We start from the raw sequence: 23,502 nt of genomic DNA on the forward strand, positions 1-23,502 counted from the left end.
CAACGAAGAGTTTCGCATGACAGGGCCGTCGCATGTTGCGCCGGAGATCATGGACTTCCTTGATCGGGCCCGCTATCCCGTCGACGAGTGGGCGCTGATCGAGAGCCACATCGACAACGACGACCTCGGCACGACCGAGACCCTGTTCACGGTCGCCAACGGCTACCTCGGACTACGTGGCAACGTCGACGAGGGCCGCGATTCCTTCTCGCACGGCACATTCGTCAATGGCTTCCACGAGACCTGGCCGATCCAGCATGCCGAGGAGGCTTTCGGCTTCGCGCGCGTCGGCCAGACCATCGTCAACGCTCCCGACGCCAAGGTCATCCGCCTCTACGTCGATGACGAGCCGTTGCTGCTGCCGATCGCGGACCTGATGGGGTACGAGCGTCGCCTCGACTTCCGGACCGGCGTGATGTCCCGCGACATCCTCTGGCGAACGCCGGGCGGCAAGCGCGTGCGGATCCGTTCGCGCCGCATGGTGTCGTTCACGCAGCGGCACCTCGCGGTGCTGACCTTCGAGGTCACGATGCTCGACGACTCCGCGCCGGTGGCGATCTCGTCCCAGATCCTCAATCGTCAGGACGGCGAGGACGAATATCACGTCCGCTCCAAGTCGATGGGCGAGGGCGTCGACCCGCGCAGGGCCAGCAGCATGCGGCACCGGGTGCTGATCCCGCAGAGCAACTCGGGCAGCATCGCCGACGGGCGGGTCGCCCTCAGCTATCAGTGCACCGAGAGCGGCATGACCGTTGCAGTCGCCGCCGATCACCTGCTGGAGACCGCCAACACCTACAGCACGCGAATCCAGACCGACGACGACCTGGCCAAGATGACCTACCGGATCGACGCCGAGCCGGGTCAGCCGATCACGCTGACCAAGATCGTCAGCTATCACACCTCGCGCGGCGTGCCGTCCCGCGAGCTGCTCGACCGCTGTCGCCGTACGCTCGATCGCGCCGACGAGGAGGGCCTCGAGCGTCAGTTCGAGGACCAGCAGCGCTGGCTCGCCGACTTCTGGGAGCGCTCGGACGTCGAGGTCCCGTCGCAGCCCGAGGTGCAGCAGGCAGTCCGTTGGAACCTCTTCCAGATTGCCCAGGCCTCGGCCCGTGCGGAGGGCACCGGAATCCCGGCCAAGGGGGTCACCGGCTCGGGCTATGGCGGCCACTACTTCTGGGACACCGAGGTCTACGTCCTGCCGTTCTTGACCTACACGACCCCGCGATCGGCGCGCAACGCCCTGCGATTCCGTTACACGCTTCTGGACGCCGCGCGCAGCCGCGCCAAGCAGCTGGCGCAGCACGGAGCGCTGTTCCCCTGGCGGACGATCAACGGCGAGGAGGCATCGGCCTACTACGCCGCCGGCACCGCGCAGTATCACATCGACGCCGACGTCGCGTATGCCCTGAGCCAGTACCTCGCGGCGACGGGGGACCTGGACTTCCTGACCCGTGAAGGCATCGACGTGTTGGTCGAGACGGCCCGGATGTGGGTCGACCTCGGCTTCTGGCGCAACGAGGACGATGGCACGTTCCACATCCACGGCGTGACCGGTCCCGACGAGTACACGACCGTCGTCAACGACAACCTGTTCACCAATGTCATGGCGCGTTTCAACCTGCGGCGTGCGGCCGAGGCCGTGCGCGAGCTCGCGATCCGCGACGGCATGGCGTACGACCAGGTCGTCAGGAGGCTCAACCTCGAGGAGCGTGAGGTCGAGGACTGGGAGCGGGCCGCCGACGACATGGCGATCCCCTACGACGAGCACATGGGTGTGCACCCGCAGGACCAGCACTTCCTGGAGCGGGAGGTGTGGGACCTGCCGAACACTCCGCTGGACAAGCGGCCGCTGCTCCTGCACTACCACCCACTGGTGATCTACCGATTCCAGGTGCTCAAGCAGGCCGATGTCGTGCTGGCGCTGTTCCTGCAGGGCGATCAGTTCGATCCCGAGGAGAAGCGTGCCGATTTCGAGTACTACGACCCGATCACCACGGGTGACTCGACGTTGTCGGCGGTCGTGCAGTCGATCATCGCCGCCGAGGTCGGCTATCACGATCTGGCGCTGCGCTACTTCCTTTCCGCGCTGTTCGTCGACCTTGCCGACCGGCACCACAACACCGCGGACGGCGTGCACGTCGCCTCGACAGGCGGCGTGTGGAGTGCGCTGGTCAACGGATTCGGTGGTTTCCGCGACTATCGCGGAGTCTTCACCCTGGACCCACGGTTGCCAGAGGCATGGGAGTCACTGATCTTCCGCGTGACACTGCGCGGCACGCGCGTGCGGGTGACGATCCTTCCCGAAAGCGTCGAGCTGTGTATCGAGGAGGGCAAGGAAGCCACGATGGTGGTCCGTGGTCAGGAGATCACGGTGCTGCCCGGCGACCCCGTCTCGGTCCCGCTCGACGGTCAAGGCCCGCGTATCGAGGGCGCGCCCTCGCCCGTGCCGGGTCGCCGGCGCGCCGACGGCACGGTCATCTCGGCGATCGTTCCTGGCACCTGAGACGACCATCGAGATCATTGACTCTTTCGAGTCATAAATCATCCGTTCCGGCGTCTATCTCAAGGCAAACGCATATTCTGAGACGAGATCAAGGCGATCGAGAGGCAAATGTAGTGATCACCGTGACGTGGAAGACCGCAACCGGCGTGACCGGTGAAGTGGTGCTGGCCGGCGACGACAAGTGGACCTTCGGGCGTGCCGGCGGGGTCGAGGAGCTCACCGTCACTGTCGACGACCCGGCCGTCAGCCGTACAGCTCTGGTGATTCGCGACAGTGGCCCCGGTCCGGTCGTGTTCCGTGGCCAGATCGACAACGGTGCCAAGGTCGCGCTGGTCAGCCTGATCGGCTCGACGACGTGGCTCGAGGAGGGCACCGCGGGCAACCTCACGGCCGAAGAGAACCGGGTCGAGTTCTCGATCAACGACGAAGTGCTGTTGACGGTCGACGTGGAGTTCGAGGACCGCGGCAGTGTCGTCGAGCGACAGCAGGCCACGGACGCTTGAACGCTCGATAGGGTCGTTTCATGACCTTCGTCGAGGGCCTGCCCAAGGCCGAGCTGCATGTCCACCACGTCGGATCGGCGTCGATGCGAACCGTCGCCGAGCTGGCCGGCCTGCACGCCGGCCGCCCCGACGTGCCGACCGATCCCCAAGCGCGGGCTCGGTCTTCTCGGTTCACCGACTTCGGACACTTCATCGAGGTCTACCTCGCCGTCGTCGACCTCCTGCGCACGCCCGAGGACCTCTGGACCCTGACGTACGACGTGGCGCGTGACCTCGCGGCGCAGAACGTCCGCTACGTCGAGCTCACCTGCACGCCATACACGTCGATCGCCGTGGGCATACCCGCCGAGGCCTATTGCGAGACGTTGGAGGATGCGCGGCGGCGGGCCGAGGCCGACTTCGGTCTGACGATGCAGTGGATCTTCGACATCCCAGGTGAGTCCGGAGTCCCCGCGGCTGACGTCACGCTTGACACGGCGCTGCGTCTGCGGCCGGACGGCCTGGTGGGGTTCGGCCTGGGTGGTCCGGAGATCGGCGTCCCCCGCCCCCAGTTCGCTCCGCACTTCCAGCAGGCGATCGCGGCCGGGCTGCGGAGCGTCCCGCATGCGGGTGAGTCGACCGGCCCCCAGACCATCTGGGACTCGATCAACGAGCTGGGTGCCGAACGCATCGGGCACGGGATCAGCGCTGCGCAGGACCCGGCGCTGATGGAGTACCTCGCCGAGAACGGCATCACCCTCGAGGTGTGCCCGACGTCCAATGTCCGCACCCGATCGGTGCCATCGTTGGCTGAGCACCCGCTGCCCATGTTGGTGGCGGCAGGCGTACCGGTCACGATCAACTCCGACGACCCGCCGATGTTCGCAACGACGCTCAACCAGGAGTACGAGGTCGCCGCAGAGCTGCTCGATCTCGACGACCATGGCATCGCCGACCTCGCGCGCGCGTCGGTTCGCGCCTCCTTTGCCGACGAAGCCACCAAGACCGCGATCCTCACCGAGATCGACACCTACGTCACTCCCTGACTCACCGCCGCGGCGGTGGGCACCGTGGCAGGGGCTTGACGGGCGGATCGACGCATGGTTTTCTATAACCATCACGTTACATAAAGAAATGGTTATCGAATGAGTGACGATCAGCTCGACCTCGTGTTCGGCGCACTGGCCGACCGCACGCGCCGCGCCATCTTGGCCAGGCTCGCACGACAGGACGCCAACGTGGGTGACCTCACGGCGTTGTTCACGATGTCCCAGCCGGCGGTCTCCAAGCACCTCAAGGTGCTGGAGCAGGCCGGCCTGATCTCTCGTAACCGGCAGGGGACCATGCGCCTCAGCCACCTCGAGGCCGCACCCCTCAAGGACGCCACTGGATGGCTGGCGGACTACCGGGCGTACTGGACCGAGAGCTACGCGCGCCTGGACGAGCTGCTCGACTCACTCGACGACGGACCACCACAACCCGGAGGAGAATCATCATGAACAGCCCAGACACCCTGCAGATCACCGCCGTTCCCGGCACCCAGAACATCGAGATGACCCGGGAGTTCAACGCCACCCGCGAGCAGCTCCTGAGGGCACACACCGATCCCGAGCTGTTCGCGAAGTGGTGTGGCCCGAATGGCTACGACATGGAGGTCACCCGGTTCGAGCCACACCACGGCGGGGCGTACGCGTACACACACCGCAGTCCTGAGGGCGATGAGTACGGCTTCCGGGGTGTCTTCCACGGCGACCCCTCAGTTGACGGCTTCAGCCAGACCTTCGAGTTCCTCGGCGCGCCGGGAGTCGCCTTCGAGACTCTGAGCTTCGAGGACCTCGGTGGTGGCCGCACGCTCCTGCGGGCCGTCTCGATCGCGCCGAGCGTCGAGGCCCGCGACGCCATGGTGGAGTCCGGCATGGAGCACGGGATCCGCGAGAGCTACGACAAGCTCGACGAGGTCCTGGCGACATCGTGACCCAGGTGCTTGGGTCAGATCGCGGTGGCCGGCGCGGGTGCCAGCGGGACGCGTACGAGCAGGACACCGGGCTGAATCTCAGCCGTGATCTCCAGGCCCTCGCCCACCGGGTCACCGTCGAGCTGCATCGGCATCTTCTTCTCGGCCAAGATGCGCACCTTGCGGCCGGTGAGTCGGTCGAGCCGCTCGTTAGTACGCTTCTGGCGCCCGATCACTCGCACGATGATCGCGAGCCAGCCGATGAAGCGCTTGGGTGCGAGCACCACGACATCGAGCATCCCGTCATCGATCTGGGCGTCGGGCAGCAATGGGATCCCGCCCTGGAGGAAGCCGACGTTGCCGACCACGACCGTGCGGGCCCGGAACTTCCTGAACTCGCCGTCGTCGACCGAGATCTGCACCTTCATGGCCGGGAAGCGGGCAGCCTTGACCCCGCTGACGAAATAGGCCAGCCAGCCGACCTTGCTCTTGAGCTGATCGTTGACGCCGGTCATGATCGCGGCGTCCATGCCCAGGCCCGCCATCACCAGGAAGGTCGTGTTGGTGCCCGAGTCCGTGGTCAACGTCGACAGGTCGATGGCGCGGTCCTGCCCGCCGAACACGACATCGAGCGCATCGCGACTGTTGAGCGGGATCGACAGGTTGCGCGCCAGCAGGTTGCCGGCGCCGTGCGGCAGGATGCCGACCGCGACGCCGGTCCGGGCCACCTCTTCGCACACGGCCCGGACCGTGCCGTCACCGCCGGCAGCCACGATGAGGTCGACCTCGTCGTGCAGCGCAGCGGTGGCCTGGCCGTAGCCGGGATCCTCGACCGTGGTCTCGTACCAGATCGGCTCGCTCCACCCGTCACGCTCTGCGACGAAGCGGACACGGGTCTTGAACTCCTCGACGTCTCCCACCTTCGCCGGGTTGAGGATCACGGCGACACGTTTGCGGCCCGAGCCGGTCAGGACCGCGAGCTCGTGCGGGAGGCGGGTCGCGTCGGTCACCATCAGGATCCACAGGCCCAGGGCGACCGCCGTGCCGAAGCTGAGGCCGGCGATGACATCGCTGAGGTAGTGGACGCCCAGGAAGATGCGGCTCGCGCCGACCCCCAGGGCCATCAACACCAGAACTGCGATGCCGATGCGTCGGCGCAACCCCCGGCCGGTGAGCACGATCGTCATGAGGATCGCCACGGTGAACAGCATGCCGGCGCCCGCGGAATGACCACTCGGGAACGAGTGGCCGCCGATCTCGTGCAACGGCTTGTCGAACACCGGCCGTTCGCGCTCGAAGGCCAGCTTGAGCAGGGCGTTGCCACCGATTGCGATGATCCCGCTGACCACGATCCAGATCGCCACGCGCCGCTCGCGCCGCCACAGGGAGTAGACGGCCAGCAGCACCAGCGTGATGGCGGCGGCGAGGTTGCCGAAAGCGACCGCGACGACATCGAGGAACGAGACCAGGCCAGGTCGCTGAGCGGCGAAATCGTATGCGTGACGGGCGATGTCGCGGTCCAGGTCGATGACCGCACTGACATCCGTGCCGATGCAGACAGCGAGGATCGTCAGGATCGTCACCGGGACGGCGAGTGCCCACAGGAGAATGACGGGTCGTGCAGGCGCAGCGCGGCGCAGATCGAACGACAAGCTTCCTCCTCAGGGGTCGGTCCAGCCTAATGGACTGACAGTTGCTCGCCTGCCGGGCGATAGGCTGAGGCAGTGATCGACGCCCGAATCCTGCGAGAAGACCCCGACGCCGTACGCGCTGCCCAGAAGCGGCGAGGCGAACCCGTGGAGCTCGTGGACGAGCTCGTCGCAGCCGACGAGCTGAGGCGCTCCACCATCTCGTCGTACGAGGCGGTCCGGGGTGAGCAGAAGGGTCTCGGCAAGCTCATCGCCCAGGCGCAGGGTGCGGACAAGCAGGACCTGCTCGCCCGCACCAAGGTGCTGAGCCAGCAGGTCAAGGAGGCCGAGGCGGCGCAGGTCGATGCCGCCGAGGACTTCGACCGGCTCATGAAGGCGCTGCCCAACCTCGCCTCGCCCGAGGCGCCGCAAGGTGGCGAGGAGGACTTCGTGGTCCTCGACACCGTCGGCACGCCGCGTGACTTCGCGGCCGAGGGCTTCGAGCCGCGCGATCACCTCGAGCTCGGCCAGCTGCTCGGTGCGATAGACACCGAGCGCGGCGCCAAGGTCAGCGGTGCGCGGTTCTACTTCCTCACCGGAGTCGGCGCCCAGCTCGAGCTGGCGCTCACCCAGCTCGCGATGAGCAAGGCCGCCGCCTGGGGCTTCACCCCCATGATCCCGCCGGCGCTGGTCAACGAGCGCGCGATGGAGGGCACCGGCTTCCTCGGCCAGGCCGCAGACGACGTCTATCACCTTGAGAAGGACGGCCTCTACCTCGTCGGCACGTCCGAGGTCCCGATGGCGGCCTACCACTCCGATGAGATTCTCGACGCCGAGTCGATGCCGCGTCGCTATGCCGCGTTCAGCCCCTGCTATCGCCGCGAAGCGGGGTCATATGGCAAGGACACCCGCGGCATCTTTCGCGTCCACTGGTTCGACAAGGTCGAGATGTTCGTCTACACGACGGTCGAGCAGGCCGCCGAGGAGCACCAGCGCATCCTGGGCTGGGAGCGGGACTGGCTCGATGCCCTCGAGCTCCCCTATCGCGTCGTCGATGTCGCTTCGGGTGACCTGGGGCTTTCGGCGATCCGCAAGTTCGACTGCGAGGCCTGGATCCCGACCCAGGGCAAGTACCGCGAGGTCTCATCGGCCTCCAACTGCACGCAGTTCCAGAGCCGCCGGCTGGACATCCGCGTGCGCGGTGCGGACGGCATCACGCCGGCGGCGACGCTCAACGGCACTCTGTGCGCGATGACCCGCACGATCATCGCGCTGCTGGAGAACGGTCAGCAGGAGGACGGTTCCGTACGCCTTCCGGCCGCCCTGCATCCGTTGCTGGGTGAGGTCCTGAGGCCGATCGCGTGAGCGAGCGTCAGCGAGCGAACGACGGGACTCTCACGGCGCTGCCGCCGTATCGTGCGCTTTTCTGGGTGGCGGCGCCGTGAGCGAGCGTCAGCGAGCGAACGACGTGAGTGGCGCGAACGACGGCGCCACATTTCGGCCCCGGCTGGTCGCGCTCGACGTCGACGGCACCCTCGTCGACGGCGCCAATGTGATGAGCGACGCCGTGCGCCGGGTCGTGCACGCGATCCATGACGCGGGGATCGAGACCGTCATCGCGACGGGCCGGGGCGTGCCCGGTGTGATGGACGCAGTCGACAACATCGGGTTCACCCAGGGCCACGCCGTGGCGAGCAATGGTGCGGTCACGTTCCGCTATGACCCCGAGGTCGAGCTGCTCGACGTGGTCCGGTTCGACCCCAGCGAGGCGGTGCGCCGTGTGCTCGAGCACATGCCCGACGCGCTGGTCGCGGTCGAGGAGGTCGGCATCGGCTTCCGGCTCAACAAGCCGTTCCCCGACAACGAGATCTCCGGTCAGTTCGTCGTCGAGGACGTCGAGTCCCTGATCGCTGAGCCGGTGGCCCGCGTCGTGATCCGCTCAGCCGATCACTCGCGCGATGAGTTCACCGCGATCGTCAAGGATCTCGGACTGAGCGGCACGAACTACTACATCGGCTACTCGGCCTGGCTCGACCTCGCACCCGAGGGTGTGTCCAAGGCCTCGGGCCTGGAATCACTGTGCGCCAAGCTCGGCGTTGCCCAGTCGGACGTGCTCGCGGTCGGCGACGGCAACAACGACCTCGAGATGCTCCAATGGGCCGGGCGCGGAGTGGCCATGGGCCAAGCCCCTCAGCCGCTCATCGATGCCGCCGATGACGTCACCGGATCGATCGACGACGACGGCCTCGTGACGGAGCTCGAGAAGTACCTCTGAATCCTCAGACGAGGCGGCTCGACTCCAGCAGATCGAAGCAGTCGAGCACGGCGTCGATGCTGGGAGGGCTCTCCTCAGCACAGCTGGACAGAAGCGTCTCGTCCCGCTTCTGCTCACGGGCCCGGCGCAGGTGCCGCTTGATCGTCGACGTGGAGCAGCCGAGACGCTCGGCGAGCTGGTGGCACGTGTCCTTGGGGTACGCCTGACGTACGGTCATGACCGCCTCGTGGCTCATGGGTCCTCCACCGACCCGGGCGGCGCCGTAGGGCGTCATGCTGGGCTGCTGGATCTCGATGCCGAGCTGTTGGCGGATCAGCTGCCGGTCACTCTCGGTCGTGCACGCCACGAAGCCTGAGACATCGACCTCGACGACTGCGCGATAGAGGCAGTCGACCATGAGCGGGCAGCCCGCGCACTGCCGGTGCACGGTCGCTCGTTTGACGGTCAGCGTCTCCCACTCGGCGGCGGTGATGTCGGTCCGCGCCGGTGGTGAGTGCAGCTGCTCGTCGTGATAGACCTCCGGCTCGTAGGCGCACGGAGGCGTCGTCGTGTCATCCACGATGGTCATGGGCTCCCTCTTCCCAATCGAGACCTGAGGTGGCGACACTCCTGCGCCATCCTCAGTTCACATCGCGGTCAACTCTAGAGGTACATCCCCCCGGAGCCGCCACTTTCGCCTGAAGTAGCCGAATCTTCACCTTTGGTGTCGTTTGGACCCGGTAGAGCCAGCCGCATGTTCTGGAACTGCGCCTGGGCCTGCACCTGCTGTGCATAGAGGGCCGCCTGTATGCCGTGGAAGAGCCCCTCGAGCCACCCCACCAGCTGTGCCTGCGCGATGCGGAGCTCACCCTCGCTCGGTGTCTCGCCGTCGAACGGCAGGCTCAGGCGTTCGAGCTCATCGATCAGCTCCGGGGCCAGCCCGTCCTCCAGCTCCTTGATCGACTGGAGGTGGATGTCTCGCAGCCGGGCACGGCTGGCCTCGTCGAGCGGGGCGGCCTTGACCTCGTCGAGGAGCTGGCGGATCATCCCGCCGATCCGCATGACCTTGGCCGGTTGTTCGATGAGGTCTCCGAGCGAGGAGCCCGGCGGGGGCAGGGTGACGGCGTTGGCGTCGGGTTCGATGATCTCGGGCTGTTGCTCAGTCATCCCGCCAGCCTAGCCAGCCCGGCACCGTTCGCCATCCGGGTGCCGTTTTTCGAGTCCGTCCCGTCAGGGCGTGAGCAGGACCTTGCCGGTATGGCTGGAGTCCTCCAGGACCTGGTGCGCCAGGCCGACGTCCTCGAGTGGATAGGTCGCGTGAATGATCGGGCGGACCGAGCCATCGGAGATGAGTGGCCACACCTGGGCGACCATCGCCGACACGATGGCGGACTTCTCGGGCGAGGGTCGTGCGCGCAGCGATGTGGCCATGACGGCGGCTCGCTTCGACAGCAGGGCGCCGAGGTTGAGCTCGGCCTTGACCCCGCCCTGCATGCCAATGACGATGAGGCGGCCCGCCGTGGCGAGCACAGAGACGTTGGCATCGAGGTACTTCGCGCCGATGATGTCCAGGATGACGTCGGCTCTCTCACCGGCCTCCGACATCGCGGCGGCGAAGTCCTCCTGCTTGTAGTCAATGGTCAGGTCGGCACCCAGCTCGCGACACGTCGCAGCCTTCTCCGCAGAGCCGACCGTCACGATGACGCGCGCACCGAAAGCCTTGCCGAGCTGGATCGCCATGGTGCCGATCCCGCTGCCGCCTCCGTGCACCAACAGGGTGTCCCCGTGCTGCAGCTTGCCCATCATGAAGACGTTGGACCAGACGGTGCAGGCAACCTCCATGATCCCGCCGGCGTCGACCAGTGAGATGCCGAGGGGAACGGTGGCGACCTGTCCGGCCGGCACCGCGACATACTCCGCGTAGCCTCCGCCCGACAGGAGCGCCGCGACGTGTGTTCCCGGCGGCAGGTCGGTGACACCTTCTCCGACCGAGACGATGTCACCGGACACCTCCAGGCCGAGGATGTCGGTGATGCCGGCCGGTGGCGGATAGAGCCCCTTGCGCTGCATCAGGTCCGCCCGGTTGACCCCGGCCGCGGTCACGCGGATCAGGACCTCACCGGGGGCGGGCTCGGGCTGGGGCAGGTCAACGACCTCGAGGGCTTCGATGCCTCCGGGTGTGGGAGCGATGACGGCGCGCATGCCCGCAGGCTAGCGGTCCGCGGCCTGATAGAACCCCTGCGGCTCTAACATGTGCCTCATGAGCCGTGTGGACACCCGCTTCGCGTCGGGCCCAGGGTGGTGCGCGGGCTGGTGGTACGAACCGGTCAACGCGACCACGGACTCACCGGCCGAGGGGCGCGGCCCGGTGGTCATCATGGCTCACGGACTCGGGGCCGTGAAGGAGATGGGCCTCCAGCCGTATGCCGAACGGTTCGCCGCGGAGGGCTATCGGGTGCTGGTGTTCGACTATCGCCATTTCGGGGGCAGCGACGGTGATCCCCGCGAGCTGCTCGACATCTCCCGCCAGCTCGACGACTGGGCCGCCGCGCTGCACCACGTCCGTGCGCTGCCGCAGGTGGATCCCGAGCGCATCGTGCTGTGGGGCACGTCATTTGCCGGAGGCCACGTGATCCAGGCCGCGGCCCATGACGGCCGGGTCGCAGCGATCATCTCGCAGTGTCCGTTCACCGACGGCTTCGCCTCGCTGCGCAAGCTCGGGGTGCAGAGCATGGTGAAGGCGACGGCCCTGGGCATACGCGATGCGGTGCAGAGCCTCAGGGGGCGACGCCCGGTCCGTGTCTCGTTGGTGGGTCGGCGGGGTGAGGCCGCCCTGATGACCAGCCCGGACGCCTACGACGGCTACTCCGCCCTGGTCCCCTCCGGCTTCGAGCACCCGGACAAGGTCACCGCCCGGGTGGGCCTGCGCATCCCGTTCTACTACCCCGGGCGGGCCGCTGCGGAGCTGGAGTGCCCGGCCCTGTTCTGCGTCTGCACCAAGGACAGCGTGGCGCCGGCCCGCGCGACGATCTGGCATGTGCGCAAGGCCCGGTTGGGCCGGATCAAGCGCTATCCGACCGGACACTTCGACATCTATGTCGAGCCGTGGTTCGAGCGCGTCGTCGCTGACCAGGTGGAGTTCCTGCACGCCAACGTGCCCGTGGGCGACGGGTGACAAGGGTTCACCCGCGCTGAGCCGCGGCGATTTGGACACCCAGTCCGATCATCACCGCACCCATCGCGGCGTCGAGAACCCTGCGCGCACGTCGGGACCCGATGAACCGGCGAACCGAAGCGGTCAGCGTCACCACGAGCGCGTACCAACACAGGACGGTGGTTGTGGCGAGGACTCCCAGCTCCACCGTGACCATCCAACCCCTGCCCGGGGGGATGAACTGTGGGAGGAAGGCGAGATAGAACAAGGCGACCTTCGGGTTCAGCAGGTTGCAGAGCAGTCCTTCTCGAAACGACCTCGTGGCCGCTGGCGACGAGCGCGTGGTGGGTGGCGCCGCGTCAGCCCTCCCACCTCGCACCGAGAGCCAGGCTTGGATGCCGAGTGCGATCAGGTAGGCGGCTCCGGCCAGCTTGATGAGGGTGAATGCCGTGGCTGAGACGGACAGCAGGGCCGCAGCACCCACGTCGACCGCACATACCCAGATGGAGATTCCTGTCGCCATCCCGGCAGCGCAGATCAGGCCTGGTCGTCGTCCCGAAGACAGGGTCCGACTCAGCAGGACGAAGAAGTCTGGACCCGGCGACATCGCCCCGATGAGCACGACGGCCACGATCGCGAGTGCCGTTGAGAGGGGGATCATGTCGCGGGGACGTAGCGGCTGACGTAGCGGCGCATGGCGGCATCGACGGCCGCCGTGTCTTCGGTGGCCAGGAGGTCGAGGAGCAACCCGCGTGCGACGGCGAGGGCGAGCCTGGCCTCGACCATGGCGTGCTGATCGTCGAGTCCCATCCGGGTGAACAGCGTGGCAAGCGGCGGGATCCAGGCCTCGACAACGTCCGGCAGGTATCGCTGTCCCTCCTCACCGTCTTGCAGCGCCTGGACGTAGAGCTCGAAGAACAGGCGCTCGTGGCTCCGAAGGGCAGGATCGGCCAGACGCCGGTACATCGCCCACATCAACTCACTCACCGGCGCCTCACTGTCGGCCACCAAGGCGATGAAGGCCTCTCGTTGCCGCAGCTCCACCCGCTGGCTGACCTCGATGAGCAGGTTGTGACGAGATCCGAAGTGATAGCTCAGCATGCGGTGACTGGTGCCGACACCCGCAGCGAGTCCGCGCAAGCTGGTGTTGCCGAGCCCGTGCTCGCTGAGGTGGGCGATGAGGTCGTCGAGAACCCGGTCCTTGGGTGCAGCGACTTCGTTGGCGGTCATCAAGGCAGAGTGTACCATCTGGTACATGTACCAAATGGTACAACTTTGAGGGAGGGTCATGACACGCCAGGAGATACATATCAGCGGGACGACCGACGCGGATCCTGCCGCAGTGTGGCACCTGCTCGTAGACAGTTCTACGTGGCCGGCTTGGACCCCCATCGAGACCTTCGAGCTGGAGCGACCCGCAGGGCAGGGAGGCGCGGGGGAGATCAGGAGGTTCACGACAGGCAGGCTCCGGCTTCGGGAGGAGGTCATCGAGGCGCGGGCACCGACCCGTCTCACGTACCGACTCCTCTCTGGACTCGGGGTGCGCAACTACCAGGCCCAGGTCGATCTCGTTCGGCGAGATTCTCCGGACCCAGTTAGGACCGACATCCATTGGCGCACGACCTTCTCCGCGAAGGTCCCTGGTCTCGGTGGGTTGTATCGACGTGTGATCGAGAAGGCGACCCAGCAGTTTGTCGATGGCCTTGTGGCTCACTCGATGGCGCAACAGGACGCGGCAGACGTACGCACGATTCGTCCCTTTACCTCAAGTCAACTTGAGGTCCTAGGTTGTGGAACTCAAGGTCAGCAACCTGCTGATCTTGAGCACCCGGAAGATCAGGAGCAGTCATGACCCAGTCCAGCACAACCGTCCAGAAGCTGACGGCAGGTGCAGCAGAGACGTGGTCGAAAGTCGGCGATCAACAGATCTTCGTCAGTGACCTCATCGACCAAGGCACCGTGCCGGAGGCCAAGATGACGGTGGGCTACGCACGGGTTGGCCAGGGCGAGACGCTCACCAGTCGCTTCCCCTATGACGAAGTGCTCGTCCTGACCAAGGGCGGGGGTTACACGGTCCGCACCGAGCAGGGCGAGGCCCTCACTGTCGGGGCCGGCGACGTGATCTATCTGCCGGCGGACTCAACCAACACCTTCGAGGCCGCGGAGGACACCGAGATGGTCTACGTGGCAAACCCGCCATCGGTCTATGCCGAGCACGTCGCAGCATCCATGGTGGACCAGTGAGCGCGGGGGCTGAGCCGTTCCACATCATCGACACGAGGGCCACCTCGCGGCCGGACGGCAAGGCGTTGGACGCACTCCAGGGCTTCGCCTACGGCGCCGGGGTGTCGATCATCATGGAAGACACCACGGAGGAAGGCTCCGGACCGTTCCTGCACCAACACCCCTACTCCGAGACCTTCGTGATCCACACCGGCAAGGTGCTGTTCACCGTGGACGGCACCCAGCTCGTGGGTGAGGGCGGGCTCATCATCATCGTGCCGGAGCTCACCCCTCACAAGTTCGAGGTGATCGGGCCCGAACGATTCCGGTCGACCCATGTCCACGCCAACGAGCGGTTCATCACCGATTGGCTCGAGGGACCCCAGGCATGACGGATCTTCGAGCCGAGCAGGAGCCTGGCTCTTGGCGTACATTGCTGGGTCGCGAGCACGCGCCGGTGGCCATGGTCCTGGCCGGCGGGGTCCTCCTGGAGGCCAGCAACGTCTATCTCACGACGAGCCTCCTGCCCACCATCGTGGCCGACATCGGGGGCGCTCAGTACTACGCCTGGACCATGACGACATTCCTGGTCGCCTCGGTGATCTCCGCGATGCTCGTCAGTCGCACGCTGACGACCAAGGGATCGGTCAATGCGTACGTCCTGGCGTTCAGCCTGTTCGGCGCCGGCTCCCTCCTGTGTGCCGCCAGCCCCGACATGGGAATCTTCCTGCTCGGACGTGCCGTGCAAGGGCTTGGCGGCGGCCTGCTGGCCGGTCTCGGCTATGCACTGATCCAGAGGTCGCTCCCGGAGCAGCTCTGGGCCAGGGGCGCTGCACTCGTCTCGGCGATGTGGGGGGTGGGAAATCTGCTGGGTCCGACGGTCGGGGGCCTGTTCGGTCAGATCGACGTGTGGCGCCCGGCCTTCGCGATCCTCGCGGGGCTCGCCGTCGCACTGGCGGCTCTGGTCGTGCGGGTCATCCCGCGCACCGCCAAGGCTCAAGCAAGCTCGCCGGTTCCGACGGTCTCGCTCGTGCTCCTGACGGCAGCCGTTGCCGCGGTCAGCCTGGCCAGCGTGGTGCCGGAGGGAGTCGGCACCATCGTGGCCATCGGAGCGGGTCTCGTGTTGGGAGTGTCGTTCATCAGGTACGAAAGGACCGCAACGTCCAGCGTCCTGCCGGCCGTGACATTCGCACGGTCCTCGTCACTGCGTTGGGTCTACATCACCGTCGGCATCTTGGCCTTCGGCATCGGGACCGAGGCATTCATCCCCCTCTTCGGCCAGGAGCTCGGCGGGTTCTCACCGCTCCTGGCGGGATTCCTGGGGGCATCGCTGTCCCTTGGTTGGTCGGTCACCCAGATGTTCAGCGCCAACGCCGAACGCGGCCGATCGGTCAAGGCGCTAACGATCGCCGGCCCGGCTGTGCTCGCGGCGGGCCTGGCGGCATACGCAGCGCTGCAAGAGAGCCTGCCCGCCACGCCGGTGCTCGCCTTGTGGTTCGCTGCGCTCTTCGTGGCGGGCGCCGGGATCGGGCTGGCGTTCCCCCATTTGACGGTCGCGGCCTTTCGCAGCGTGGATGACCAGGAGGAGGCCGCCAAGGCGGCAGCCGGCATCAACATGGTCTTCCTCATCGCGAGCGCCTTCAGCGCCGCTCTGGCGGGAGTCCTGGTCAGCCTGGGTGAGCCATCCATGCTCGACTCTGCCCGGTATCTGCTGATCGCCTTCGCCGCGATCGCGGTCGTCGGGGTCCTGCCGGCTCGGGCCTCCGGCAGGGTGCATGACCTCACCGTGGCGCCGGACGGGTAGTTCGTGCCTCAGGGGCGGTGCTGATCCCAGCCATCGGCGGCTCGTCGATAGATCAAGCGACGATGGTGGCGGTCGCGATCAGCTTGCCAGAACTCGACCTCTGTGGCCCGGATGGCATACAGCTGCCAGTCGGGGTCGATCGGAGCGCCCTCGCTCCACCCCGGCCTGGCGCGGAAGTCAGCCGCCGACTCTTCGGCAGTGAGCTCGATGACTGTGCCTGCCACACGTACCTGCCGTCCGAGCTGCTGCCAATAGAAGTTGAGTGCTGCGACCTGCGTTGCCCGCAGCTCTCGGCCTTTGCGAGTCGTGCGGCCCGTCGCGAACTGCCACCCTGCGGCCGTGAGGTCCTTGAGGACCAGGACGCGCGACGAGGGCTGACCTCCGGCGTCGACTGTTGCCAGCGACATGGCGTGTGGCTCGGGGACACCCGCGGCGATCGCCGACTCCAGCCATTCGACGAACAGCTCTTCGGGATCGTCGAGGGCGGAATCGAGCTCGAAGTCGGGCAGCGGGCCGGCAAACACCGGCAATGAACGCAGTTGTGATCTCAGGGAGTCGGGCACAATTCGTAGGCTATCCAGGCCCCGCCACGATGGTGCCGGCATCGCACCAGTGTGGCCGATTCAAGCCGATCCTCAGGCTGTACCTGCGAGGATGGCGGCTATGCGCGTTGCACTTGCCCAGCTCATCTCGGCGACCGACTCGGCGGTCAACCGGGCTACAATTCGCGACCAGTTGTCTGCTCTCACGTCCACCGATGAGCTGGATCTGGTGGTCCTGCCCGAGGGTGCGATGCACGACTTCGGCTCTCCCGAGCTCGACCTGACGGCGATCGCCGAGCCGCTCGACGGGCCATTCGTGGACCTCATCGCGGCGGAGGCCCGTCGGCTCAGTGCCACGATCGTGGCCGGGATGTTCGAGCGCACCGATGGGCTTCCGTTCAACACCTTGGTCGTCGTCGGACCTGACGGGGCGTTGCGTCAGACCTACCGCAAGATCCACCTCTATGACTCCTTCGGCTATCGGGAGTCCGATCGCCTTCGAGCAGGTGAAATCTCGCCGGTGGTCGTCGACATCGCGGGTCGGCCAGTAGGCCTGATGACCTGCTACGACCTGCGATTCCCCGAGCACGCCCGCTCCCTCATCGATGCTGGTGCCGAGGCGATCGTGATCCCAGCCGCGTGGGTGGCCGGTGAGCACAAGCTGGATCACTGGCGCACCCTGCTGTCAGCGCGTGCGATCGAGAACACGGTCCACGTGCTTGCCGCCGCACAGGGTGGGGACCGATACACCGGGCACTCCTTGGTTGTCGATCCGTGGGGCTCTATCGTGGACGAGGCGGATTTGGCCCCCCAGCTCATCCGAGCCACCCTCGACCCCGAGGTCCTGACACGCGCGCGGGAGACCAACCCGTCGTTGGCCAACCGAAGGATTCTGCACACGCCATGAGTCGCCCCATCAAGGGTGGACGTCGCCGTCTCGACGCCTCCGTCCCCCCGGAGTACGATCTCCCGACCCGCGAGCCGCGGCTCGACTCGCCGCGTGCAGCCCGGGTGATCCTGACCCTCGTGTTCGTCAGCTGGGTCGTCGGGACGGTCGGCGCCGGGACATCCGTGGTCGCGATCGGAGCCCCGTCGTGGATCCAGCGGCCGTCGGCCGCGCTGCTGATGGTCGTCTTCGCGCTCGGCCTGACCCACCGGGGTGGCGGGCACATGCGCATCTGGGTGCCGATGACGGCGGCGCTCGGAGCTCTCGCGGTCACGATGGAGACCAATCTGCTCCTGGCGTCTGCGGCCGCGGTGACCGCCGTGCTTGCCGCAGTTTGGGCAGTTCTCGTCACGCGGCCGGCCGCCTCGATCATCGGCGCGATCGGGGAGTACGTCCTGGCCCTGCTGGTCGCCTCGAGCGGCACGTTGGGAGTTGCGGCCTGGAACGCGCCGGTCAACTATCAACGATTCAACCTGATCGTGCTGACGGTGTCGCTCGGACTGGCCATCGCGTTGGTGTGGAACCTGGGCGCCGGTCTGCATGGACTCGGGCGGCAGAACTTCGCGATCCTGCTCGGTGTTGCTGCGCTTGTGGTGCTGGTCCTGGCCTACAGCAGCTTCGTCCGCACGCACGGTTCGCAGTCGATCGTGCAGGGTTTCAGCGACATGGTCATCTGGGTCCGACAGACATTCGGCGGGGCACCCCGGCCGGTCGAGGTGTTGATCGGATTCCCTGCGCTGATCGTCGGCGTCTCCCTGCGCTCCAAACGACGCGAGGGCTGGTGGATCCTGGTCTTCGCCGTCATCGGCACGGCCGTGCTGACCACCTCGCTCGTGACGCCCGGGGCCTTTCCGACATACATCGGACTGTCCGCTCTCTACTCCAGCGTCCTGGGTCTCGTGGTGGGTCTGGTCTTGCGGAGGCAGTTCATGAAGGAGAGGTCCTCCCGCGCCTCCCGCGCGATCGCGCCGGTCGTGCGTGTCGAACCTCCCCGCTTCGCCCCACTCAAGTAGTGCGATAATCGACGCGGCGCAGCGCCTTGGTGCTGCCACCCAGGAGGGGTGCCGGAGCGGCCGATCGGAAGCGCCTTGAAAGCGCTCGCTGGCAGCAATGTCAGCCGCGGGTTCGAATCCCGCCCCCTCTGCTTGACGAACTATCGACTCGACCGCCGGTTCGTCCTGCCCGCGGTCGGACTCCACGTGATCATCGCCGGGTTCGCTGCCGCCCTGGCGTTCTTCCTGGCCTCGGTTGGCGCGCTGTCATGGGTGTTCGGCGTGCTTGCCGTGCTGGCGCTGCTCAACGCCTTGCGAGTCGTTGCGTTGCCGCCAGTCGTGGTGCGAGTCAACGCGGTGGAGCTGCGTCTCGGGGGTCGCTTGACCGTGCAGCCGGTGCATGTTTCTTGGCTCGCGATCGAGGACGTCACGAGGGCGGGCGGCCGGTTGCTCGTCGATCGCGGGAACGGCGAGGTGCTGGCGTTCCCGATGGCGTATGTCGGGGTTCGCGCCAACGACCTGCTGATCGAGATCTACGAGCGGCTCAACTCCGCCAACGGCTACCGCCGCTTCGACCCCACCTGATCTCCGGTGCCGACGGCCCGGTCGTGGTCCCGATTCGTCTGACCCGAGGGGTGGTCGGTATCCTGATCCGGTTGCCGGTTTCGATCGGCAGCGGGGAGGTGTCGCATAGTGGCCTAGTGCGCCCGCCTGCTAAGCGGGTTGAGGTTTAAACCTCTCGCGAGTTCAAATCTCGCCACCTCCGCTGCCACGCAACAAGCAGCAGCGAAAATGACCAGACGCTCACGCGGCTGGTCATTTTGCTTCTGTGCCATAGAGGAGCTCGCTCCGCCCGCAAGCCGACGGACATGGCCGGCCACCGCCGGGGCGGAGAGGAGGTCAGTCTCACCGCCGAGCCCGCCGCACCAGCAGCACGATCCCGGCCCCCAGCGCAGCGCCGGCGGCATTCGCAATGACGTCCTGCGGGTCAGCCGTACGGCCGGGTCGGGCGATGGCCTGCACCAATTCGATGGCGCCGGAGACCACGAGAGCCACCAGGACGGCACGTGGCCAGGTCATCCGGCGCGAAACCATCATCGCGAGCACGCCCAGGGGGACGAACATCGCGACATTGGAGGAGACCTCGAGAGCGTCGTAGGTCGGCTCGTAGGTCAGCCCGCGGGCCAGCAACCACCGGCCGGGCGCAGTGTCGAACACGCTGACACCCTGGTCGACATGGGTCGGCCAGAATGCGATGGCGCCCAGTGCGAGCCCGTAGACCGCCGCAGCCACGATGACGCGGCGGGAGCGACGGGACCACGGAGTGGCGATCAGGGCAACGCCAGCAGGATCGCGCCGATGCCGACGAGCACGACGCCGGTCCACTGGCGTGGGTCGAGCCGCTCGCCGAGCAGCACGACCCCGAAGATCGCGACGAGGACGACGCTCAGCTTGTCGACCGGTGCCACGAGTGATGCCGGCCCCAGCTTGAGAGCACGGAAGTAGCAGATCCACGACGCACCCGTGGCGAGGCCCGACAGGACGAGGAAGACCCACGTCCTGGTCGTCAGCGGCCCCGGTGAATGAGCCTTGCCCATGACCAGCAGGATGAAGCCGAGCGTGACGATGATGACGACGGTACGGATGAATGTTGCGACGTCGGAGTCGACGTCCTTGACGCCGACCTTCGCAAAGATGGCGGTCAGGGCCGCGAACGCCGCTGACAGGAGGGCCCAGAACGGCCAGGAGCCGACAAATGACGTCTCCACGCATATCCCCGTTCGGGTCGACGGCGGTCGGTAACTCCGACAGGATCACCCTATGCGAGTTCATCACCTCAACTGCGGATCGTTGCGTGCCCCACTTGTCGGCGAGGTGATCTGCCACGTCCTGCTCTGCGAGACCCCGGACGGTCTCGTCCTGGTCGACAGCGGCCTCGGCCGCCGCGACTTCGCCGAGCCCAGTCGGATGGGCCCCGCGCGATTCCTTCTGCGCCCAGAGCGCAAGGACGCCAACACCGCGATCGGCCAGGTCGAGGCGCGAGGATTCACTGCCGCCGACGTGTCGCACATCGTGCTGACCCACATGGACTTCGATCACATTGGTGGCATCGCCGACTTCCCCGACGCGACGATCCACACGACCGCCGAGGAGTACGACTGGGCGGTCGTCAACCCCGACTTCGCGTCCAAGCAGCGCTACTCGCAAAAGCAGTGGTCCCACGGGCCGAACATCCAGACGCACGCCGGACCAGGGGAGGCCTGGGGTTACGGCCTCAACGGGATGGAGGTCTTGCCGGGCATCACGTTCGTGCCGATGGCCGGGCACACCAAGGGCCACGCCGCTGTCGCTGTCGAGACCGAGGACCGTGGGCTGCTGATCCACGCCGGCGACGCGGTGTTCGACGCGAGCTGCTATTCGCCGACGTCGCCGTCAGGCACTCCGCTCACCAAGATCGGCACCTTCCGCCGATTCGAGAAGGTCATGGCGGCCGATCGCAAGAAGCTCGCCGGAAATCATGCGACCCTCGCCCAGCTCAACGACCAGGACGGCGTCACGGTGTTCAACGCCCATGACAAGCGCGTGTTCACCGACCTCGCCGGATCCTGAGTGAGTTCGTCCCGGGCTCAACGGCGGCCCGGCGTCGACGCGTTCTTCCGTGACGCGTCGACCGGGCGGTTGGTGGTGTTCCAGTTCCCCAACCCGGCGATCTGGGTGTTCATTGCAGCGGCCGTCCTGCGGTGGAGTCCCTATGACCAGCGTGACACCGAGCTGCGCTGGATCGGTGCTGGTGCGCTGATCGTGTGGGGGGCCGACGAGCTCGTACGCGGCGCGGCGTCCTGGCGCCGGCTGCTCGGGTTGGTCGTCGTGGCCTGGCAGCTCTGGCAACTGTTCCAGTAGTACGACAGCGAAGCGCCCCGGAACGGCAGAGGTCCGGGGCGCTTCGCTGTCGGTGGTCAGGCGTCGAGGCGAGCCTTGAGGCCGTCGAGCTCGGTCCAGAGAACCGTCGGCAGCTTGTCGCCGAACTTCTCGAACCACTCGTTGATCTGCGGGATCTCGGTCCTCCACTCATCGACGTCGACGCGCAGCGCCTTGGCGAGCTGGTCTTCGGAGACATCGAGACCGTCGGTGTCGATCGCACCCGGTGCGGGGACCAGACCGATGGGCGTCTCAGCCGCCTCGACCTTGCCCTCGACCCGCTCGATGACGTACTTGAGGATGCGGCTGTTCTCGCCGAAGCCGGGCCAGAGGAAGCCGCCATCGTCATCACGACGGAACCAGTTGACGTAGAAGACCTTGGGGAACTTCGACTCGTCGTTGTTCTTGGCCATGTTGATCCAGTGGCTGAAGTAGTCGCCCGCGTCGTAGCCGATGAACGGCAGCATCGCCATGGGATCGCGGCGGACGACGCCGACCGCCCCCGTGGCCGCGGCCGTGGTCTCCGACGAGAGCGTCGCGCCCATGAATGTGCCGTGGGTCCAGTCGCGGGCCTCGGTCACCAGGGGGATCGTGGTCTTGCGCCGGCCACCGAACAGGATCGCGTCGAGTGGCACCCCGTTGGGATCGTCGTACTCCGGAGCGAGCGTCGGGCACTGCTTGATCGGCGTGCAGAAGCGGCTGTTCGGGTGGGAGGAGACCTCGTCGGACTCCGGGGTCCAGTCGCGACCCTTCCAGTCCGTCAGATGGGCCGGCGGCTCGTCGGTCATGCCCTCCCACCAGATGTCACCGTCGTCGGTCAGGGCGACATTGGTGAAGACCGAGTTGCCCTGTTCGATCGTGCGCATCGCGTTGGCGTTGGTGTCCCAGCCCGTGCCCGGCGCGACGCCGAACAGGCCGAACTCGGGGTTGACGGCATACAGGCGACCATCGGCGCCGACCCGGATCCAGGCGATGTCGTCGCCGATCGTCTCGACCTTCCAGCCGGGCACCGTGGGCTCGACCATCGCGAGGTTGGTCTTGCCGCAGGCGCTGGGGAATGCGGCGGCGATGTACTTGACGACGTTGTCGGGCGAGGTGAGCTTGAGGATCAGCATGTGCTCGGCCATCCAGCCCTCGTCACGTCCCATCACCGAGGCGATGCGCAGCGAATAGCACTTCTTGCCGAGAAGGGCGTTGCCGCCGTAGCCCGATCCGAACGACCAGATCGTGCGCTCCTCGGGGAACTGCACGATGTACTTGGTGGCGTTGCACGGCCACGCGACATCCTGCTCACCCTCGGCGAGCGGCGCGCCGATCGAGTGGAGAGCGGGCACGTATTCGGCCTCGAGCTCTTCGATCCGGTTGAGGACGGTCCGGCCGACCCGGGCCATGACGGTCATCGACGCGACGACATAGGCCGAGTCGGTGATCTCGACACCGAACATCGGGGTGTCGGACTCGAGGTGTCCCATGACGAACGGGATGACGTACATCGTGCGGCCGGCCATCGCGCCTTCGTAGAGGCCGCGCATGATGTCCTTCATGTCCGAAGGTTCCATCCAGTTGTTGGTCGGGCCGCAGTCGGCCTCGTCCACGCTGCAGATGTAGGTCCGGTCCTCGACCCGAGCGACATCGCTCGGGTCGGATGCGCACCAGAAGGAGTTGGGCTTCTTGGTCTCGTCGAGCCTGACGAAGGTGCCGGATGCGACCAGGTCGTCGGTCAGCGTGACCCACTCCTGCGGCGTTCCCTCGACCCAGTGGATGCTGGCCGGCTTCGTGAGGGCGGCGACCTCATCAACCCAGGCCTGGAGCTTGGGGTGGGTCGTCCGGTAGGTGGAGCTGATGGTCTCTGCAGTCATGTGTGAACTTTTCCTTCTCGCGCATCGCGAATCAAGCGCATTGACTCGCACTCCCGGAGCATGTGGGCCGCGGGTAGCTGATGTGTGAAATCGTCACCGACGGGCGATGACGATTCAGCCGACTTTACGCAACATGCCGGTCCAACGGCAGGTCGCCCCGGGTGAACATGGTCACATGCAGGTCAGGCGGGGATCTGGTGTCGACCGGGTCGGGCACGGCCCGGCGGGCGAACACGGGTTGG

General features: G+C 66.7%; 27 protein-coding genes and 2 tRNA genes. 19 read left to right on the forward strand and 10 right to left on the reverse strand.

Annotated elements, in window-relative coordinates:
* The first annotated feature begins 16 nt into the window (after positions 1-16).
* The 5 genes from WKF39_RS08195 (at position 17) to WKF39_RS08215 (ending at position 4,960) form a co-directional block, all read left to right on the forward strand.
* Positions 17-2,503, forward strand: coding sequence for a glycosyl hydrolase family 65 protein (locus tag WKF39_RS08195; RefSeq protein WP_340387205.1), 2,487 nt, complete (start codon positions 17-19; stop codon positions 2,501-2,503).
* Positions 2,504-2,616: 113 nt separating this feature from the next.
* Positions 2,617-3,006 carry a hypothetical protein gene (locus WKF39_RS08200; RefSeq protein ID WP_340387207.1) on the forward strand — a complete coding sequence of 130 codons (390 nt, stop codon included), beginning with the start codon at positions 2,617-2,619 and terminating at the stop codon, positions 3,004-3,006.
* A gap of 20 nt (positions 3,007-3,026) precedes the next feature.
* Positions 3,027-4,031, forward strand: a complete 1,005-nt coding sequence (locus tag WKF39_RS08205) for an adenosine deaminase (RefSeq protein WP_340387209.1) — start codon at positions 3,027-3,029, stop codon at positions 4,029-4,031.
* A 99-nt stretch (positions 4,032-4,130) separates the two neighbouring features.
* On the forward strand, positions 4,131-4,484 hold the full coding sequence (locus WKF39_RS08210; protein WP_340387211.1) for a metalloregulator ArsR/SmtB family transcription factor: 354 nt from the start codon (positions 4,131-4,133) through the stop codon (positions 4,482-4,484).
* The gene (locus WKF39_RS08215; RefSeq protein WP_340387213.1) at positions 4,481-4,960 is read left to right on the forward strand and encodes an SRPBCC family protein; all 480 of its coding nucleotides are present in this window, start codon (positions 4,481-4,483) and stop codon (positions 4,958-4,960) included. The genes WKF39_RS08210 and WKF39_RS08215 overlap by 4 nt, the downstream gene beginning before the upstream one ends.
* A 14-nt stretch (positions 4,961-4,974) precedes the next feature.
* Here the strand turns inward: WKF39_RS08215 and WKF39_RS08220 are convergent, their stop codons facing one another.
* Positions 4,975-6,591 (reverse strand): phosphatase PAP2 family protein, encoded by a 1,617-nt coding sequence (locus WKF39_RS08220; RefSeq protein WP_340387215.1) that lies wholly within the window; start codon positions 6,589-6,591, stop codon positions 4,975-4,977.
* Between the two features lie 72 nt (positions 6,592-6,663).
* On the opposite strand from WKF39_RS08220, the gene serS reads away from it, so the two are divergent.
* Both serS and WKF39_RS08230 read left to right on the forward strand, forming a co-directional pair.
* A complete protein-coding gene (gene serS, locus WKF39_RS08225; protein WP_340387217.1) occupies positions 6,664-7,932 on the forward strand; it encodes a serine--tRNA ligase in 1,269 nt (422 codons plus the stop codon).
* A gap of 76 nt (positions 7,933-8,008) precedes the next feature.
* A complete protein-coding gene (locus tag WKF39_RS08230; RefSeq protein WP_340387219.1) occupies positions 8,009-8,842 on the forward strand; it encodes an HAD family hydrolase in 834 nt (277 codons plus the stop codon).
* Positions 8,843-8,846: 4 nt separating this feature from the next.
* Here the strand turns inward: WKF39_RS08230 and WKF39_RS08235 are convergent, their stop codons facing one another.
* The 3 genes from WKF39_RS08235 to WKF39_RS08245 all read right to left on the reverse strand — a co-directional run bounded on the left by WKF39_RS08235 (position 8,847) and on the right by WKF39_RS08245 (position 11,023).
* Positions 8,847-9,410, reverse strand: a complete 564-nt coding sequence (locus tag WKF39_RS08235; protein ID WP_340387221.1) for a transcription factor WhiB — start codon at positions 9,408-9,410, stop codon at positions 8,847-8,849.
* 74 nt (positions 9,411-9,484) lie between these two features.
* On the reverse strand, positions 9,485-9,988 hold the full coding sequence (locus tag WKF39_RS08240; protein WP_340387223.1) for a proteasome activator: 504 nt from the start codon (positions 9,986-9,988) through the stop codon (positions 9,485-9,487).
* 63 nt (positions 9,989-10,051) lie between these two features.
* Positions 10,052-11,023 carry an NAD(P)H-quinone oxidoreductase gene (locus WKF39_RS08245; RefSeq protein WP_340387225.1) on the reverse strand — a complete coding sequence of 324 codons (972 nt, stop codon included), beginning with the start codon at positions 11,021-11,023 and terminating at the stop codon, positions 10,052-10,054.
* 58 nt (positions 11,024-11,081) lie between these two features.
* Between WKF39_RS08245 and WKF39_RS08250 the strand changes: the two genes are divergently transcribed.
* Complete coding sequence (locus WKF39_RS08250; RefSeq protein ID WP_340387227.1) at positions 11,082-11,996, forward strand: alpha/beta fold hydrolase; 915 nt, start codon at positions 11,082-11,084, stop codon at positions 11,994-11,996.
* A gap of 7 nt (positions 11,997-12,003) precedes the next feature.
* Here WKF39_RS08250 and WKF39_RS08255 read toward each other — a convergent pair whose 3' ends face one another.
* Positions 12,004-12,636, reverse strand: coding sequence for a LysE family translocator (locus WKF39_RS08255; RefSeq protein ID WP_340387228.1), 633 nt, complete (start codon positions 12,634-12,636; stop codon positions 12,004-12,006).
* Positions 12,633-13,205: a TetR/AcrR family transcriptional regulator gene (locus WKF39_RS08260; RefSeq protein WP_340387230.1), complete on the reverse strand. Its 573-nt coding sequence runs from the start codon at positions 13,203-13,205 to the stop codon at positions 12,633-12,635. The genes WKF39_RS08255 and WKF39_RS08260 overlap by 4 nt, the downstream gene beginning before the upstream one ends.
* A 58-nt stretch (positions 13,206-13,263) precedes the next feature.
* Here WKF39_RS08260 and WKF39_RS08265 point away from each other — a divergent pair, with 58 nt between their 5' ends.
* The 4 genes from WKF39_RS08265 to WKF39_RS08280 are packed head-to-tail and all read left to right on the forward strand — an operon-like array spanning position 13,264 to position 16,002.
* The gene (locus WKF39_RS08265; RefSeq protein WP_340387232.1) at positions 13,264-13,827 is read left to right on the forward strand and encodes an SRPBCC family protein; all 564 of its coding nucleotides are present in this window, start codon (positions 13,264-13,266) and stop codon (positions 13,825-13,827) included.
* Positions 13,824-14,219, forward strand: a complete 396-nt coding sequence (locus WKF39_RS08270; RefSeq protein ID WP_340387235.1) for a hypothetical protein — start codon at positions 13,824-13,826, stop codon at positions 14,217-14,219. Before WKF39_RS08265 ends, WKF39_RS08270 begins: the two co-directional genes overlap by 4 nt.
* On the forward strand, positions 14,216-14,590 hold the full coding sequence (locus WKF39_RS08275; protein WP_340387237.1) for a cupin domain-containing protein: 375 nt from the start codon (positions 14,216-14,218) through the stop codon (positions 14,588-14,590). The genes WKF39_RS08270 and WKF39_RS08275 overlap by 4 nt, the downstream gene beginning before the upstream one ends.
* On the forward strand, positions 14,587-16,002 hold the full coding sequence (locus WKF39_RS08280) for an MFS transporter (RefSeq protein WP_340387239.1): 1,416 nt from the start codon (positions 14,587-14,589) through the stop codon (positions 16,000-16,002). Before WKF39_RS08275 ends, WKF39_RS08280 begins: the two co-directional genes overlap by 4 nt.
* 8 nt (positions 16,003-16,010) lie before the next feature.
* On the opposite strand, the gene WKF39_RS08285 is transcribed toward WKF39_RS08280, so the two are convergent.
* Positions 16,011-16,565, reverse strand: a complete 555-nt coding sequence (locus WKF39_RS08285; protein ID WP_340387241.1) for a pyridoxamine 5'-phosphate oxidase family protein — start codon at positions 16,563-16,565, stop codon at positions 16,011-16,013.
* Between the two features lie 100 nt (positions 16,566-16,665).
* On the opposite strand from WKF39_RS08285, the gene WKF39_RS08290 reads away from it, so the two are divergent.
* The 5 genes from WKF39_RS08290 to WKF39_RS08310 all read left to right on the forward strand — a co-directional run bounded on the left by WKF39_RS08290 (position 16,666) and on the right by WKF39_RS08310 (position 19,248).
* On the forward strand, positions 16,666-17,451 hold the full coding sequence (locus tag WKF39_RS08290; protein ID WP_340387243.1) for a carbon-nitrogen hydrolase family protein: 786 nt from the start codon (positions 16,666-16,668) through the stop codon (positions 17,449-17,451).
* A complete protein-coding gene (locus WKF39_RS08295; protein WP_340387245.1) occupies positions 17,448-18,503 on the forward strand; it encodes a hypothetical protein in 1,056 nt (351 codons plus the stop codon). The genes WKF39_RS08290 and WKF39_RS08295 overlap by 4 nt, the downstream gene beginning before the upstream one ends.
* 42 nt (positions 18,504-18,545) lie before the next feature.
* Positions 18,546-18,634, forward strand: a tRNA-Ser gene (locus WKF39_RS08300).
* A gap of 1 nt (position 18,635) precedes the next feature.
* Entirely contained in the window at positions 18,636-19,067 is a 432-nt protein-coding gene (locus WKF39_RS08305) for a hypothetical protein (protein ID WP_340387247.1), read from the forward strand.
* A gap of 94 nt (positions 19,068-19,161) precedes the next feature.
* A tRNA-Ser gene (locus WKF39_RS08310) sits at positions 19,162-19,248 on the forward strand.
* 140 nt (positions 19,249-19,388) lie between these two features.
* On the opposite strand, the gene WKF39_RS08315 is transcribed toward WKF39_RS08310, so the two are convergent.
* Both WKF39_RS08315 and WKF39_RS08320 read right to left on the reverse strand, forming a co-directional pair.
* Complete coding sequence (locus WKF39_RS08315; protein WP_340387249.1) at positions 19,389-19,775, reverse strand: VanZ family protein; 387 nt, start codon at positions 19,773-19,775, stop codon at positions 19,389-19,391.
* A gap of 38 nt (positions 19,776-19,813) precedes the next feature.
* Entirely contained in the window at positions 19,814-20,251 is a 438-nt protein-coding gene (locus WKF39_RS08320; protein WP_340387251.1) for an EamA family transporter, read from the reverse strand.
* 52 nt (positions 20,252-20,303) lie between these two features.
* Between WKF39_RS08320 and WKF39_RS08325 the strand changes: the two genes are divergently transcribed.
* Positions 20,304-21,092: an MBL fold metallo-hydrolase gene (locus tag WKF39_RS08325; protein ID WP_340387253.1), complete on the forward strand. Its 789-nt coding sequence runs from the start codon at positions 20,304-20,306 to the stop codon at positions 21,090-21,092.
* On the forward strand, positions 21,093-21,383 hold the full coding sequence (locus WKF39_RS08330; protein WP_340387255.1) for a hypothetical protein: 291 nt from the start codon (positions 21,093-21,095) through the stop codon (positions 21,381-21,383). It begins immediately after the preceding gene.
* A gap of 56 nt (positions 21,384-21,439) precedes the next feature.
* On the opposite strand, the gene WKF39_RS08335 is transcribed toward WKF39_RS08330, so the two are convergent.
* Positions 21,440-23,260, reverse strand: coding sequence for a phosphoenolpyruvate carboxykinase (GTP) (locus tag WKF39_RS08335; protein WP_340387257.1), 1,821 nt, complete (start codon positions 23,258-23,260; stop codon positions 21,440-21,442).
* Positions 23,261-23,502: the final 242 nt, after the last annotated feature.

Origin of the sequence: Aeromicrobium sp., from assembly GCF_037719875.1 — a bacterium.
Taxonomy (GTDB): domain Bacteria; phylum Actinomycetota; class Actinomycetes; order Propionibacteriales; family Nocardioidaceae; genus Aeromicrobium.

Excerpts from the sequence above, each read along its gene's own strand:
- WKF39_RS08195 (WP_340387205.1), top strand. The coding sequence starts at position 17 with ATGACAGGGCCGTCGCATGTTGCGCCGGAGATCATGGACTTCCTTGAT.
- WKF39_RS08240 (WP_340387223.1), bottom strand. The coding sequence starts at position 9,988 with ATGACTGAGCAACAGCCCGAGATCATCGAACCCGACGCCAACGCCGTC.
- WKF39_RS08325 (WP_340387253.1), top strand. The coding sequence starts at position 20,304 with ATGCGAGTTCATCACCTCAACTGCGGATCGTTGCGTGCCCCACTTGTC.
- WKF39_RS08260 (WP_340387230.1), bottom strand. The coding sequence starts at position 13,205 with ATGACCGCCAACGAAGTCGCTGCACCCAAGGACCGGGTTCTCGACGAC.
- WKF39_RS08270 (WP_340387235.1), top strand. The coding sequence starts at position 13,824 with ATGACCCAGTCCAGCACAACCGTCCAGAAGCTGACGGCAGGTGCAGCA.
- WKF39_RS08210 (WP_340387211.1), top strand. The coding sequence starts at position 4,131 with ATGAGTGACGATCAGCTCGACCTCGTGTTCGGCGCACTGGCCGACCGC.
- WKF39_RS08295 (WP_340387245.1), top strand. The coding sequence starts at position 17,448 with ATGAGTCGCCCCATCAAGGGTGGACGTCGCCGTCTCGACGCCTCCGTC.
- WKF39_RS08265 (WP_340387232.1), top strand. The coding sequence starts at position 13,264 with ATGACACGCCAGGAGATACATATCAGCGGGACGACCGACGCGGATCCT.
- WKF39_RS08335 (WP_340387257.1), bottom strand. The coding sequence starts at position 23,260 with ATGACTGCAGAGACCATCAGCTCCACCTACCGGACGACCCACCCCAAG.
- WKF39_RS08290 (WP_340387243.1), top strand. The coding sequence starts at position 16,666 with ATGCGCGTTGCACTTGCCCAGCTCATCTCGGCGACCGACTCGGCGGTC.
- WKF39_RS08245 (WP_340387225.1), bottom strand. The coding sequence starts at position 11,023 with ATGCGCGCCGTCATCGCTCCCACACCCGGAGGCATCGAAGCCCTCGAG.
- WKF39_RS08215 (WP_340387213.1), top strand. The coding sequence starts at position 4,481 with ATGAACAGCCCAGACACCCTGCAGATCACCGCCGTTCCCGGCACCCAG.
- WKF39_RS08280 (WP_340387239.1), top strand. The coding sequence starts at position 14,587 with ATGACGGATCTTCGAGCCGAGCAGGAGCCTGGCTCTTGGCGTACATTG.
- WKF39_RS08235 (WP_340387221.1), bottom strand. The coding sequence starts at position 9,410 with ATGACCATCGTGGATGACACGACGACGCCTCCGTGCGCCTACGAGCCG.
- WKF39_RS08205 (WP_340387209.1), top strand. The coding sequence starts at position 3,027 with ATGACCTTCGTCGAGGGCCTGCCCAAGGCCGAGCTGCATGTCCACCAC.
- WKF39_RS08255 (WP_340387228.1), bottom strand. The coding sequence starts at position 12,636 with ATGATCCCCCTCTCAACGGCACTCGCGATCGTGGCCGTCGTGCTCATC.
- WKF39_RS08250 (WP_340387227.1), top strand. The coding sequence starts at position 11,082 with ATGAGCCGTGTGGACACCCGCTTCGCGTCGGGCCCAGGGTGGTGCGCG.